Annotated in this window: 13 protein-coding genes; 9 read left to right on the forward strand and 4 right to left on the reverse strand. The window is 72.3% G+C overall.

All coding sequences use genetic code 11. The features are described 5' to 3' along the window. The first annotated feature begins 4 nt into the window (after positions 1-4). The 5 genes from HF526_RS11230 to HF526_RS11250 all read left to right on the forward strand — a co-directional run bounded on the left by HF526_RS11230 (position 5) and on the right by HF526_RS11250 (position 6237). Positions 5-628, forward strand: coding sequence for a bifunctional 4-hydroxy-2-oxoglutarate aldolase/2-dehydro-3-deoxy-phosphogluconate aldolase (locus tag HF526_RS11230; RefSeq protein ID WP_169381322.1), 624 nt, complete (start codon positions 5-7; stop codon positions 626-628). Then, positions 625-1584, forward strand: coding sequence for a PfkB family carbohydrate kinase (locus HF526_RS11235; protein WP_169381323.1), 960 nt, complete (start codon positions 625-627; stop codon positions 1582-1584). Before HF526_RS11230 ends, HF526_RS11235 begins: the two co-directional genes overlap by 4 nt. 153 nt (positions 1585-1737) lie before the next feature. Beyond that, the gene (locus HF526_RS11240; RefSeq protein ID WP_169381324.1) at positions 1738-2487 is read left to right on the forward strand and encodes a FadR/GntR family transcriptional regulator; all 750 of its coding nucleotides are present in this window, start codon (positions 1738-1740) and stop codon (positions 2485-2487) included. A gap of 526 nt (positions 2488-3013) precedes the next feature. Next, entirely contained in the window at positions 3014-3793 is a 780-nt protein-coding gene (locus HF526_RS11245) for a serine hydrolase (RefSeq protein ID WP_169381325.1), read from the forward strand. Positions 3794-3849: 56 nt separating this feature from the next. Then, positions 3850-6237 (forward strand): hypothetical protein, encoded by a 2388-nt coding sequence (locus HF526_RS11250; protein WP_169381326.1) that lies wholly within the window; start codon positions 3850-3852, stop codon positions 6235-6237. 220 nt (positions 6238-6457) lie between these two features. Here the strand turns inward: HF526_RS11250 and HF526_RS11255 are convergent, their stop codons facing one another. After that, on the reverse strand, positions 6458-7636 hold the full coding sequence (locus HF526_RS11255) for a glycosyltransferase family 4 protein (protein ID WP_338051410.1): 1179 nt from the start codon (positions 7634-7636) through the stop codon (positions 6458-6460). A gap of 139 nt (positions 7637-7775) precedes the next feature. Between HF526_RS11255 and HF526_RS11260 the strand changes: the two genes are divergently transcribed. Together HF526_RS11260 and HF526_RS11265 are read left to right on the forward strand one after the other, a co-directional pair. Then, the gene (locus tag HF526_RS11260; protein WP_169381328.1) at positions 7776-8582 is read left to right on the forward strand and encodes a PIG-L deacetylase family protein; all 807 of its coding nucleotides are present in this window, start codon (positions 7776-7778) and stop codon (positions 8580-8582) included. After that, the gene (locus HF526_RS11265) at positions 8579-9619 is read left to right on the forward strand and encodes a lysylphosphatidylglycerol synthase domain-containing protein (protein ID WP_169381329.1); all 1041 of its coding nucleotides are present in this window, start codon (positions 8579-8581) and stop codon (positions 9617-9619) included. Before HF526_RS11260 ends, HF526_RS11265 begins: the two co-directional genes overlap by 4 nt. Here HF526_RS11265 and tatA read toward each other — a convergent pair. Next, positions 9567-9746 carry a Sec-independent protein translocase subunit TatA gene (gene tatA, locus HF526_RS11270; protein WP_169381330.1) on the reverse strand — a complete coding sequence of 60 codons (180 nt, stop codon included), beginning with the start codon at positions 9744-9746 and terminating at the stop codon, positions 9567-9569. The two genes, HF526_RS11265 and tatA, sit on opposite strands and share 53 nt — an antisense overlap. Before the next feature lie 129 nt (positions 9747-9875). Beyond that, positions 9876-10103: a hypothetical protein gene (locus HF526_RS11275; protein WP_169381331.1), complete on the reverse strand. Its 228-nt coding sequence runs from the start codon at positions 10101-10103 to the stop codon at positions 9876-9878. Positions 10104-10454: 351 nt separating this feature from the next. Here HF526_RS11275 and HF526_RS11280 point away from each other — a divergent pair, with 351 nt between their 5' ends. Both HF526_RS11280 and HF526_RS11285 read left to right on the forward strand, forming a co-directional pair. Continuing rightward, on the forward strand, positions 10455-11672 hold the full coding sequence (locus HF526_RS11280) for an LLM class flavin-dependent oxidoreductase (protein ID WP_169381332.1): 1218 nt from the start codon (positions 10455-10457) through the stop codon (positions 11670-11672). Between the two features lie 34 nt (positions 11673-11706). Then, positions 11707-12504 carry an alpha/beta fold hydrolase gene (locus HF526_RS11285; protein ID WP_169381333.1) on the forward strand — a complete coding sequence of 266 codons (798 nt, stop codon included), beginning with the start codon at positions 11707-11709 and terminating at the stop codon, positions 12502-12504. 80 nt (positions 12505-12584) lie between these two features. Here the strand turns inward: HF526_RS11285 and HF526_RS11290 are convergent, their stop codons facing one another. Next, the gene (locus HF526_RS11290) at positions 12585-13850 is read right to left on the reverse strand and encodes a hypothetical protein (protein WP_169381334.1); all 1266 of its coding nucleotides are present in this window, start codon (positions 13848-13850) and stop codon (positions 12585-12587) included. Positions 13851-13879 lie beyond the last annotated feature (29 nt).

Here is a 13879-nt window from a genome sequence, read left to right on the forward strand (position 1 = left end):
AGCAATGACCCTGTCTGCGGCTCAGGAGCGCACCGCGCAGCGGATCCGCAGCGCCCAGATCGTCCCGGTCCTGCGCGCTCCCGACGCCGATGCCGGTCGCGGCCTCGCGCTGCGCCTGGTCGCAGCGGGTCTCGACGTCCTCGAACTCACCGCCACGATCCCCGGTTGGCCGGATCTCGTCGCGGCGGTGAAGGCCGAGGCACCAGACGCCGTGGTCGGGCTGGGCACGGTGCGCTCGGGTGCCGACGCGCAGCGCGCGGTCGACCGCGGCGCGGACTTCCTGGTCAGCCCGCACCCGGTCCCGGGGGCGCGGCCGATCGCCGCCGAGGCCGACCTGCTGTTCGTCGAGGGCGGCATCACCCCGGCCGAGATCGGCGCCGCCACCGACCGCGGGCTGGCCAAGATGTTCCCGGCGCACCTGGGCGGGCCGCAGTACCTGAAGTCGGTGTTGTCGATCCTGCCCGGGGCCCGGATCATCCCGACGGGGGGCATCGCGGTGCGCGACATCCCCGCGTGGCTCGACGCCGGCGCGTTCGCCGTGGGGGTGGGCAGCGACGTCTACGCGGCTGACGACCTGGAGGCGAAGGTGGCCGAGCTGCGGGAGCTGATCGGCGCGGGGCGTCCGTGATCCGGGTGGCCGCCGTCGGCGAGTGCATGATCGAGCTGACGCACCAGGGGGAGCGCTCGCTGTCCCTCGGCTTCGCCGGCGACACCTTCAACACCGCCCTCTATCTGGCGCGCAGCACCCGCCCGCAGGACCCCGGGCCCGACGTGCGGATCGACTACGTCACCGCGGTCGGGGACGACTGGTACAGCGGCCAGCTCCTCGCCGCGGCCGCCGCGGAGGGCATCGGGACCGGACTGGTGGAACGGATCCCGGGGGCCTCTCCGGGGCTGTACCTGGTCCGGACCGACGACGCGGGGGAGCGCAGCTTCACCTACTACCGTTCGGAGTCTGCGGCGCGCCGGCTCTTCGGCGCCGGGTATCCGGACCGGGTCGACCGGGCCCTTGCGGGCAGCGACGTCATCTACCTGTCGGCCATCACGCTGCAGATCCTGACCGTGCAGGCCCGGGAGCGGCTGTGGGCGGCGCTCGCGGCCTGCCGGGCCCGCGGTGGGCGCGTCGTCTTCGACAGCAACTACCGGCCGGCCGGCTGGCCGGACGCCGCAGCGGCGCGGGCCGCGGTGCAGCGCACGCTGGCGCTGACCGACCTGTACCTGCCCACTCTCACCGACGAGCAGGCGCTGCACGGTGACCGCGACGCCCGGGCGTGCGCGACCCGCCTGGCGGCGTACGGCATCACCGAGATCGTGATCAAGGACGGTGCCGGCGGCTGCCTGGTGGTCGCCGACGGGGACGCGGTGACCGTGCCGGCCCGCACCGGCATCCCCGTCGTCGACACGACCGCCGCCGGTGACTCCTTCAACGCCGGCTACCTCGCGGCGCGGCTGCGTGGAGGACCGCCGCCGGCCGCAGCCGGCGCGGCCCACCGGCTGGCTGCGACGGTGATCGGTCATCCCGGTGCCGTCGTGCCGCCGGGCGTTCTGCCGCGCCGCGCCCCCGTGCTGTCGGGCTCGCCGTGATCGCACCTCGCCGACCTGGGGCCGCAGCCGGTACCCCTGGCTTGACTTCTCCGCAGCTCTTACTAGTGTTCAGACCACCGGACCACTGGTGATCAACACCCATCGGCCGGGTCCCGGCAGGGTGCAGCTGCCGATCGGAGAGGAGGGCACGACATGGCCGACACGTCTCGTGGCCGCATCGAGCCCATCCGGCGGCTGAAGGTGGCGGACTCCGTGGCGGAGCAGCTCGAGCTGATGATCACACGGGGCGACTACGCGCCGGGTGACAAGCTTCCGCCCGAGCGGGTGCTCGCCGAGGAGTTCGGCGTCGGGCGCAGCTCGATGCGGGAAGCGATCCGCGTCGTGGAGGCGAACGGGCTGCTGCGCACCGACCACGGTGTCGGCGTGTTCGTCGTCAGCAACACCCGCCGACCGGCCGACCTGTCCCAGGTGCTGCTGACCGACGAGTACTCCGTCCAGGAACTGTTCGAGGTGCGGCTCTCGCTCGAGCGGGACGCGGCCGGCTTCGCCGCCCAGCGGATCACCGCGGCCGAGGCCGGCGAGCTCCAGGGCATCATCGCGGCGGCGGCGGAACCCGGGCTGAGCGACGACGCGTTCGTCGCGCTCGACGCCGAGCTGCACCGCACCATCGCGCGGATCACGAAGAACACGCTGCTGCTGCGATTGTTCGAGACCATCGAGCCGCTGTTCGTCGTCTACTCGCACCGGGTCATCGGCTTGCCGGGCCGCCGCGAGACCGCCCACGCGGGCCACTGCGCGATCGTCGAGGCCGTGGTCGGCAACCGGGTCCGCGACGCCAAATCCGCCGCCGTGCGGCACATCCGTGAGGTGGAACGCGAGATCCTCGCGCACCTGGGGCAGGCAGGCGACGCGGTGAGACGGCCCGCCGCATCCGGCTCCTGATCCTTCCCGATCCACACCGGCCCCGGACACCGGGCTGTGGCCCAGCGGCACCCGCCGCGGGAGTCGACGGAGTGGATCGACGAACGAAGACGATCAGCCCGGACAGCGCCTCGCTGCGCACCCGCAGTACCTGGCTCGGAAGCTGGGGGCGACGGGGGTGAACAATCCCAGCGTCGCGAATCCGGGGTCGCGCGCCCGGCCGCAGTGCCGGCGGGGTGGCCGGCGAGCGCGCCACCCGGCCGGGTAACGTCTCGGCACCACGATGATGCCGCGCCGCTCCCGTCTCGCCCTGGTCCCTGTGCTCGCCGCCGCGGCACTCGCCATCGTCGGCTGTGGACCGTCCGTCGTGGGTCTGTCCACAGCAGCCCATGGAATGGCGGCTCCCCAGGTCGCCGGCCCCTCCCCCGGCCCGGACATCGCGCTGCGGCCGCCCCCGCCGCCGACGACTCAGCCGCCGACGACTCAGCCGCCGACGGCTCAGCCGCCGGCGACCCGGCCGGCAACGCCCGGTTGCCCGGCGGATCCGGTGTGGAGCTGTACCCAGCAGCAGCGGTTCAGCGCCGTCGACGCCTTCGTCACCCACACCGTCGGCGGCAACGGGTACCTCAGCGTGGTGTTCACCGACCGGCAGACCGGTCGGACCTGGCGCCAGGGCCCGACGCAGCACGAGGGCTGGACCGCGTCCACCATCAAGCTCGCGATCGCGACCGACCTGCTCGAACGGCAGCGCGCCGGCCAGATCACGCTGACCGCCGCGGATTGCCACGACATGGCCACCATGCTCAACTTCTCCGACGAGGCCGCGTCGGACCGGTTGTGGGCGAAGTTCGGCGGTGACGACATGCTCGCCCGCTTTCGTGACCGCTTCGGCATGACCGGCCTGCACTTCGTGCCCGGGTTCACGGCCAGGACGTACTGGGGCTTCGTCAAGTGCACGACCGACGACCTGGCCGCGCTCGCGCACTACGTCCTCACCCGGACCGACCCGGCGGACCGGGCCTACCTGGTCGCCGCGCTGCGCGGGGTCGCACCCAACCAGCAGTGGGGTGTCTGGGCGGCCGGGGCCGCCCAGCAGCCCGGGAACAAGGACGGCTGGTCCTACGAGACCGACTCCTACGGCAAACACTGGGTCACCGACACGGTCGGGTTCGCCGGCCCGGACGAGCGCTACCTCGTCGCCGTGATGTACCAGGTGGATCCACGCGGCACGCTGGCCGACGGCGTGCACACCGTGAGCGACGTCGTGGCGCTGCTGTTCGGGGCACCGGTGCCCGCGCGGATCACGGTGCCGGCACCGGACGGATGAGCCCGCCTGTCGTGCAGGAGTGGCCGCGCGCCGCGGTTCATCGCGATACTGCCGCCGTGCGCCCACTCGGACCAGGTCGCTATCACGAGATGCGGGTGCACGGCGTCGCCGGTACCGCGCCGGAGGCGATGCTCGGCCTCTCCGCCAGGCTGGTGGCGGCCGCGCCGCAGGGCCGGTGCGGTCCGGCCCGCCCACTGCCCGACATCACCGTGTGGCGTCCGCCGCGGGTCCCGCGGTCGCTGCGGGCGTGGTCCTGGAGCTCGCTGACATCCGGTCGCTGGTACCAGGCGTTCTACGTGCTGCTGCTCCCGTTCATGCTGGCCAACCTGGCGGGCTGGATGCTGCTGCCCGTCGGCAGGCCCGACGACGCCGAGTCGCGCCCGCGTGCGGTGCGGCTCCCGACCCTGCTGGTACGGCTGACCGGGCTGCTCATCACGGTGGTCTTCGTGGTCTCCGCGCAGCTGGTGGTAGCGGATCTCGCCGCATTCCAATGGCTGGTGCGCGGGCACGGCTGGCCGGTGTGGACGGTCGGGCTGGGCACCGCCGCCACCGGCGTGGTGTTCGGGGCCGTGGTCTGGCTGACCCGGATCCGCCCGCGCGCCGACATGCCCTTCGACACGCCCTGGCGCAACCGGGCCGATCCGGTCGGGCGCAGCTACCTCGACCAGCGCCAGCACCTGCTGTGGGACAGCCCGGGGATCAACGTCGCGCTGCGCCGGCTGCACATGGCGGCAGGCTGGGCGACGACGGCGCTGCTCGCGTCCTGGCCGGGTCTGCCCCTCTCCGGAGCCTGGGTGAGCGTGCGCTGGGCCGGGTTCGGGTTCGCGATCACCGCCCTCGCCGCGGTGACGCTGCTCGCCGGGTGGATCAGCCTCGGCGCCGGCACCGGCGCCGGCCGCTCCATGCCGCCGGTCGCGCTGGTCCGGCACCTGAGCTGGGCACTCGCCGCGGTCGCGCTCGCCCTGGCCGTGCTGTGGCCGCTGGGCATCGATCCCGCCGGGCTGCGTGACCGGACGATCCTGCCCGCGCTGCGCGGCACCGGCCTGTGGGTGGCACTGGCGATCGTGGTGCTGACGCTGGCACTCGTGCTGGTCGGCGTGTGCACCCGCGGCGGGCAGCCGCGCCGGCGGATCGCCACCGCCCCCGCGGTGCTGCTGCTGGCGGCGGCCAGCGGTGCCGCGCTCGGTGCGGGGCTGGCCCGGCAGAGCACCCGGCTGCTGGGCGGGGGTTGTGTGCCACCCGGGTCCTGCTTCCTCGTCGGTGACCACGTGGACTGGCTCGCGATCGGGTTCACGACCGTGCTCGCCGTCATGACACCGTTGCTGGCCGTGGCCTGGGCGCTGCTCGCCCGCCGGGCGGCCCGGGAGGGCCTGGACAACCCGGCACTGGTCGGGCTGCACCGGCTCACCTCCCGCGGTGCGCGACTGAGTGCGCTGCTCGGGACGCTCGGGGGCGTGGTCGCGGTCGCGGGGGTCGCCCTCGTGCTGGTGCGGCCCGGGCTGCCATCGGTCGCCGACCTGCCCCGCTCGGTGGAGGCCGTGGTGGTCACGCTGCTGCTCGCGCCCGCCGTCGCCGCCGCCGTCGCCGTGGCGTGGTCGTTGCCGCGCCGGCTGGGTGTGCCGGCCGACGGTACGCAGCCGGTGCGGGCGGCGGTCTGGCGGATCGCGGGACTGCTCGTGCTGGCCGGGCTGGTCGCGCTCGTGGCCGCCGCCGTCGTCAACGGATGGACGGTGGACGTGCTCGGCATCCCGCTGCCGCCGCGCACGTTCGGCGAGTTCGCGCTCGACGTCGCCATCCTGTTGCCGACCGCCGTCCTGGTGACCCGGCTCGTCTCGGGGCTGCGCAACCGGGCCGTGCGGCGCGGGGTCGGGGTGCTGTGGGACGTCGGCACGTTCTGGCCCCGGTGGTTCCACCCGCTCGCCCCGCCCACCTACTCCGACGTCGCGGTGACCCGGCTGACCCGGCAACTCGACGAGGTGCGCGCCGACCCCGGGCAGCGACTGCTGCTGGCCCCGCACAGTCAGGGCGTCGTCATCGCCGGGGCGGCGGTGCTCGGCGCCCGCCCGTCCGAGCGGCTGGCGCTGCTCACCTACGGCTCGCCGTGGCGCCACCTCTACAGCGAGTTCTTCCCCGCCTACGTCAACCCACGGGCCACCGATGCACTCGCCGAGCGGCTGGCCTACGGCGGGGGCCCGCCGCGCTGGTGCAACCTGTTCCGGACCAGCGACCCGATCGGGGGGCCGGTGGGCGCCGGCGTCGACCATTCCCCGCTGGGCGACCCGTGCCGGCGCGGGCACTCCGACTACTGGCTCGAACCCGAGTACGCGAGGGCCGCGGCCGCCCTTCGGCGTCTGCTGTACGCCCGCAGGCCCGGGGCCGAGCCCCTGCTGAGCGAGCCGCGTCGCATCCCGGAGCAGGAACCGGCTGAGCTTCGGGACGCCTGACCCGTCACCGGGGCCGGATCATGTACCTGACCTCCCGGAGGTGACCGTCGAGGTCCTGGAAGCCCCGGGTGTGCATGAAGCCGTGGTCCTGCGGGTCGTTCGCGGGCTGCCCGCCTGCCTCGAGGCCTTGTCGACCAGACCGTCGACCCGCTCCTGCCTCTCGACGCCCAGGGCCAGGATCGCCTCGGTGGCCTTCGAGGCGTCGGCCGGCCGGATCAGGTCATCTGGGTAGACCGGGCCCGTCGCGAGACCTCATCGGCCGATGCGACTCCGCTGCGCAGCAGGCCCGCGCGTAGCACCCCTCCAGCAGGCCGAGCACGGCCGGCCAGCTGCTGGCGTCCGGGGACTCCGCACGGTTGTTGCCGGCGATGCGGTGGCGCAGGTCCCGGTCGACGGCCAGCCGCACGATCCCGTCGGCCAAGCCCCGGTCGTCGTCGGCCAGGATCCCGTTGTGCCCGTGCACGACGAAGTCGGCGACGCCGGTGTCGCGCCGGGCGACGACCGGGACACCGGCCGCCCGCGCCTCCAGGGCGGCCAGCCCGAAGGCCTCCCGTGCGGCGGGGGCGAGGAAGAGGTCGGCCGAGGCGAGCACCGCGGGCAGCAGTTCCCGGTCGACCCGCCCCGGGAGCTCGACCCAGTCCGTCATGCGGTGCCGGGAGAGGTACTGACGCATGAACGGCTCGGCCGGGCCGTCGCCGACGATCGTGGCGCGCAGTCCGGCCTCCGCGCCGATCTGTCGTGCCGCCCTGCGCAGCACCCGGAGCAGTGGCAGCGCCCGTTTACGCGGGGCGAGCCGTCCCACGGCGACCACATGCACCCCTGCTCCCGTCGCGGTGGGTGCCGGCTCGGGCCGCGGCGCAGCCTGTCGCCAGCCGGTGAGGTCGAGGCCGTTGGGTACGACCTCGACGGGCACCCGGTCGCCGCACACCTGCAGGACGCGGGCGGCCGCGGCCCGGCTGACCGGTGCCAGCACGATCGGCCAGCGGGTCCAGGCATAGGTCTCGGCGAGCGCCCGGTAGGTGGTGCGCGTCACCGCGTCCCACATGCTGTGCACGCTCACCACCAGCGGCAGACCGGACCGCGCCGCACACCGCGCCGCCGACCAGGCGAAGGAGGACACCGCGCCCACGTGCGCGTGCACGACGTCCGGCTGGAGTTCGGCGAACAGGCGTTCCAGACGGCGTCCGGGCCGCGGGTGGACCGGCAGCTCGAAGGGGAGCGGCGCGACCACACGATGCACCGGAGGCAGGGCCGGGGACTCCGGGTCCGGTTCGCCGTGCCCGGGCGTCGCGGTCACCACGTGCGGCGTGTGCCCCGTGAACAACTGCATCCGGGCCAGTTCGGCAACCTGGACCTCGATACCGCCGAGGCGGGGTGCGTAGCAGTCGGTGATGTGCACGATCCGCAAGCGGGGCGACCCTGCCATCGACATCGGGGGCCCTCGCATTCGCCGGTCGCAGCGGACGCTACTCATCCGGCCCCGAAGGGTCCACAGGTCCCCGGGATGTCCATTGGCCGGGGCGACGGACGGGTCCAGAATGCCCGGCGTGGGCCGATCCTGCGTGTTCTTCCATGCGCATCCCGACGACGAGGCGTTGCTGACCGCGGGAACGATGGCGCGGCTGGCGGCCCGGGGCCGGCGCGTCGTCCTGGTGGTGGCCACGGCCGGCGAGCGGGGGCTGGCCGCGCCCGCGCCGGGCGGGAACGGCCTGGGCGACCGGCGGATGGCGGAGCTGCACCGCTCGGCCGGTCTGCTCGGCTGCGCCCGGGTGGTATGCCTGGGCTACGGCGACTCGGGGCTGGACGGGAGCGCGGTGGCGCAGCCGGGGGAATCCCAGCCGTTCGCCTCGGCCGACGTCGAGCAGGCCGCGGTCCGGCTGAGCGAGGTGCTCGTCGAGGAGAGAGCGCAATTGGTGACCGGTTACGACGCCGCCGGTGGCTACGGCCACCCGGACCATCTGCAGGTGCATCGGGTCGCGGCCCGGGCCGCGTCGCTGGCCGGGACCCCGGCTCTGCTGGAGGCGACGGTGGACCGCGACCTGCTGCTCCGCGTCCTGCGGCTGGTCTCGACGGTGTACCGGTTCCCCCCGGACTTCGACCGGGCGGCCTTCGAGCACGCCTACACGCCGGCCCACCACATCACGCACCGGGTCGACGTGCGGCGGTTCGCGGCGGCCAAGCGGGCGAGCATGGCCGCACACGTCAGCCAGACCGGTGGCGGGGACGGGGTGCGCACGCTCGCGGCCCTGCTGCGGTTGCCAGTGCCGCTGTTCCGGTGGGTGCTGGGGACCGAGTGGTACGTCAGGCGCGACCCGGCCGCCGCCGCCCCCGTGGCGGCCGGATGAGCAGCCGGTGGCTACGGGCGACCCTCTCCGCGCTGTCGCTGCCGGTCGCTGCCGTCGTCCTGCTGCTCGGTGTGCCGGTGGTGACCGGCGTCGGATGGACCGCGATCGGCGAACGGCTGGCGACCCTGCCGGTCCCGGCCGTGCTCGGGTTGTCGGCACTGTGGCTGGTCGGCCTCTGGGCGTACACCTTCGTGCTGACCGCGTCGCTGCCCGGACTCACCCACACCCAGGCGTTCACCCTCAACGCCGTGGGGAGCGCGGTGAGCAACCTGCTGCCGTTCGGTGGCGCGGCCGGGGTCGCGACGACCTTCGTGATGGCCGGCCGGTGGGGACTGCGCCCCGCCGCGGTGGCGGTGTCCGCTCTCGTCACCGGGATCTGGAACACCCTGGGCAGGCTCGCGTTGCCCGCGCTCGGGCTCGTGATGCTGGTCCTCTCCGGCCACATCGCCGAGCCGCGGCTGACGCTGGCCGTCATCGCCGTCTCAGGTCTGCTGCTCGCCGGTCTGCTGGCGGTGCTGGCAGCACTGTGCAGGGAGGCGGCCGGACTGCGCCTCGGCGCGGCCGCCGACCTGCTCGCGCGCATGTTGCCGCGGGCCTGGAGACCAGCCCCTGGCCGGGTCGGCCGACACCTGGTCGGGCTTCGGCTCGCCAGCATCGACCTGGTGCGGCGGGAGTGGGGCCGGCTCAGCCTCGGTGTCGCCGCCTACCTCGGACTGCAGGCGTTGCTGTTCGCGGCCTGCCTCCACATCACCGGAGCCGACGTCACCCTGGTCGAGATGTTCGCGGGGTTCGCGCTCGGCCGGGTGCTCACCCTGATCGTGGCCACACCTGGGGGCTCCGGCATCAGTGAGACCGGTACGACCGCGCTGCTCGTGGCCCTCGGCGCAGCACCCGCGGCGACGGCCGCAGGGGTTCTGCTGTTCGCCGTGTTCACGTTCGTGCTGGAGATACCGCTGGGCGGGGCGGTGTGGGCCGTCTGGCGGGTCAGCTCTTGTCGGCGATGGCGGAGTTCTCGTCGCCGGCGTTCAGTTCCCTGACCTCGGACTTGAGGATGCGGGCCGAACGTCCCAGGCTACGAGCGGCGTCCGGGAGACGCTTGGCGCCGAACAGCACCACGATGACGGCGATGACGATCAGCCAATGGGTGGGGCTCAGAGCGCCCATGGTCGCACCAACCTTTCCTGATGTGCGGGCAGGCCGGCGTCGCCGGGCTGCCCGCGGGCTCGGCAACGGATGGTGGCAGAACCGCGTCCACGTCGGCCGGGCAGGGAGTCGCCGATCGCCGAGGGGCCGTTACAGCCGTGACTCGTCCGGCTGCACCGGGCCGTGGAGCCGGTAACCGACGACCTCGGCGGCGAGAACCGCAGCGCTCTCGCCGAGCGGGAGAGAGGTGTACCCGATGGACCCGGGAGACGCCCATGCTTCGTGCAGGGCGTCTGCGAAGGCGCGGTCCTCGCCGTCCTCCAGCGCCAGGTCCATGGTGTGCCCGCTGCGGACGAAGACTTCGATGCGGCACGTCATCAGACGAGCGTAGGACCCGGGGCGCGATTCCGAGCCGAACACCGACTGACTGGCGTGCGCCCGGGGAACGCCACGAGCCGCTCGGCCGCAGCCCGCCGACCCGAGCGTTCCGTTGTTCGGAACGCCGCTCTTGCCCGGCGTCGTGCGGTTCTGTCACGTTGCGTCCCTCGTTGCAGGACAGTGATCTGGATCACATTCAAGGGCGCCGCGGGAAGTGGATCGCTGCGAGGAGGCCGGGATGGCGAGTGCTCCGCCGCTCGATGTCGCTGCGGCCTCTTCTTCCTCGAAGGTCGGCCATCGCACCGCACGAAGGCAGGAAGGAAGGAAATGAAGGTAACGTCATTCCATTTCATGCCGTACCGGGATCTGCCCGAGGACTTCGACAAGCGGTATGACTCCGCCTGGGTGGATGCGCCGTGGTGGGAGCTGGGCGACGCCACGAAGGTCGGTGACTACTACAACTGGTCCATCGATGAGCTCATGCACGCGGCCAAGATGGGGTTCGACGGCCTGGGCACCAACGAGCATCACCAGAATGTCTACGGGTTCATGTGCAATCCGAATCTGTTCGGTGCGGTGCTCGCCAAGATGACCCGGGACCAGGGAATGGACGACGTCGCCCTCGTTCAGTTGGGTGCGACCGTGTCGTCCACCTCCCCGCCCATCCGGATCGCGGAGGAGTACGCCGTCCTGGACTGCATCAGCGGCGGACGGCTGATAGCGGGCCTGCCGCTCGGCCTGGGCTGTGATGCCAATATCAGCTACGGCGTCACGCCGATTGAACAGCGGGAGCGGTGGCGTGAGGCGATCGACCTGATGGTGAAGGCCTGGACGGCTGACGAATTCTTCGCCTGGAACGGAAAGTACTTCCAGCTGCCGAAGGTGAACCTGTGGCCGCGCCCCATTCAGGATCCGCACCCACCGATGCTGATCCCGGGCGCCGCGAGCTCGTCGACCTGGGATTACTGCCACGATCGCGACCTCCCGTACGCCTATCTCAGCTACTTCGGCGGGAAGTCGTCGGAGAACGTCATGGACAGGTTCTGGGACCGGGCGGCGGCGAAGGGCAAGGATGCGAACCCGTATCGCGCGTCGATGCTCCAATTGGTGGGAGTCGCCGACACCGACGAGCAGGCCCTCGAACTGTACGGGCCGCACATCGAGCACTTCTATCACAAGGCGTTGCATCTGCCGCTGCACTACCTGGCCACTCCGGGGTACAGCGACTACAAGAGCATGGTCAATCTGTTCGGCTCGGGCATGCTGAAATACATGGATTACACCATCGACCTGAAGCCGTTGAAGGCCAAGGACATGGTCGACGAGGGGTTCGTCGTGCTGGGCAGCCCGGCGACGGTTCGTGAGCAGCTCGAACAGATGGTGAGGCGATTGAACGTCGGCCATCTGATGGTGGTCCTTCAGTTCGGTTCCATGCCGCACGAGCAGGCGATGAACAACATCGAGATGTTCGGCCGGGACGTCCTTCCGCACCTGCAGCAGATCTGGCAGGACGACGGCTGGGAGAACCCGTGGTGGCCGAAGCGCTTGCAGAAGGCACCTGTCCGCTGACCGACGTTGAATCACACAGAGAGGTTCGAGCGAGGTGGACACCCCTACGGTTGAGACCATTCAGATCCGCCACTGCAACTTCGAGGCGAAAGTCAAGGTGGGCGGGAGTGGCTCACCCATCGTGTACCTCCACACGGCGGGCGGCCCCCGCTGGGACGCGTTCCTGGACGCCCTGTCGGAGCGGCACACCGTATATGCACCCGACCACCCGGGTACCGGGGACACCGCCCGGGACTCGATCTACGACGTCCGAAGCCTCTGGGATCTCGTTCTGATCTACGACGAGATCCTCGACGGCCTGGGCCTGGACTCCGTTCCCGTCGTCGGAAGTTCCTTCGGCGGCATGATGGCGTGCGAGGTGGCTGCTCACCGGCCTGAGCGGGTCAGCAGGATGGTCCTCATCGATCCGATCGGGCTGTGGCGGGAGGACAGGCCGGTCGCCCCCTACATGATGTTGTCCCAGGACAAACTGGTCGCGACCCTGTTCAGCAATCTCGAGGCCAAGCCCGTGCAGGACTTCCTCACCCTGCCGACCGATCGGCAGGAGTTGGCGGTCGCGATGGCCGACTCGGTCTGGGCTCTGGGCGCCACGGGGAAGTTCGTCTGGCCGATCCCGGACAAGGGTCTGGAACGCCGCATGCATCGCATCACCGCGCCGACGCTGATCATCTGGGGTGAGGACGATGCGCTGATCTCGGCCGCCTACGCGGACGACTTCGCCGCCGGCATCACCGACTCCCGCGTCGAGATCGTCAAGGGATCCGGTCACGTGCCGCAGTGGGAACAGCTCGAGACCGTCTGTCCGCTGGTACTGGACTTCCTCGAGCGGTAACGGCACTCCGGCCGTGCCACCCGGGGCCGGCCCGGGTGGCACGGCCGGCGGTCGGCCGGCCGCCGGCCGGGGCCGGGCATTCAACCGATGAGGTACAGATCCCGGCTTCGCGACGGGCCGGACTCGCCGCTGGACGCAGCGACGCCATCGGGGGCCGCGGTCACCAGGCTGCGGGCCTCACGGCGCAACTTCTCGAGCGAGCCCAGGTCGTCGGCGATGTCGGCGAGCCCTTCGTCCACCCGGCTCGCGGCGTCGGCGTCCCGGCGGGCCTGCTCGACGGCGGCGGAGAAGGACGCCGCGATCGTCGTGGTCCGCGCGGCGCAACCCCGTCGCAGATCCTGTTGCACGGCGCGTGACGTGTCGCGCGCCTGCTTGCCGACGGTGGACAGGAACCATTCGGTGTAGCTGCGGACGACGGCCTTGGCCTGGCTGCGCCGCCGGTCGAGTTGGCGCTTGCGCTCCCCGCTCAACGCGGCTCCGCCGAGACCGAGCGCGCCCACCAGCGCGCAGACGGCGATGAGCCATCCGGGCAGTTCCAGACCGAGGAACCGGGCGGGCACCAGCGTCATCATGATCCCGCCGTAGGCCGGCATCAGTACGGCCATCACCCGGGTGGGGGCCGGGGTGCTCGTACCCGTCGAGGGGTCCTGCCGGGGGAGGTCGGCGAGCAGCCCCTCGGGTGGGGCGACCGGCAGCGGGTGGATCGCCTCGGGCCCGGAGAGCTGCAGCAGCGCCGCGACCTGGGCGGCGATCCGTCGCGTGCCCGTGCGCAGGACCGCGAAGGAGGCGGCGGCCTCCTCGGCCAGGCGACTGCGCAGCCAGTTGTCGAACTCGTTCCAGTTCTTGGCCGGATCACCCTCGTCGATCGCCTTCTCGGCGTCGCCGACGACGGTCCGCACCCGGGTGCGCAGGTCGAACTCGACATCGGAGTTCACCGCCGCGAATCCCTCCAGCAGCACCTGCGACCATTCCCGCGACCGGCCCTGGAATCGCTCGGACCGGTCGCGGGCCTGCTGCAGTTCGGCCTGCAACCGCGCCGCCCGGGCCGGGTCGGCGAGCATGGCGCGACGTGCGCGCAGGTCCGCTTCCAGCGTGTCGACCGCCCGGAGAACCTCCTGCCCCACGGTGTGGAGCACGCTCACCCGGCCGTCTGCGGCCGGTCCGGGCAGCGACGTCCGGTCCTGCCCGGACCGTCCCGGGAGCGTCGGGTCGTCGAGAAGGCGGCGGGCCGCGGACAGCCGCTCCACGAGCTCGACGCGGTCGTTGACCTGCGCGCCCTGGATCGTCGTCTCCAGGATCCGGCGGGCTCGTGCTGTGCCCGGCCCCGGCCCGCCCTGCGCGTTCATTCCCGATCTCCTCGCGGATGCCGCCGGTG

Origin of the sequence: Pseudonocardia acidicola (genome assembly GCF_012911935.1) — a bacterium.
Classification (GTDB): Bacteria; Actinomycetota; Actinomycetes; order Mycobacteriales; family Pseudonocardiaceae; genus Pseudonocardia; species Pseudonocardia acidicola.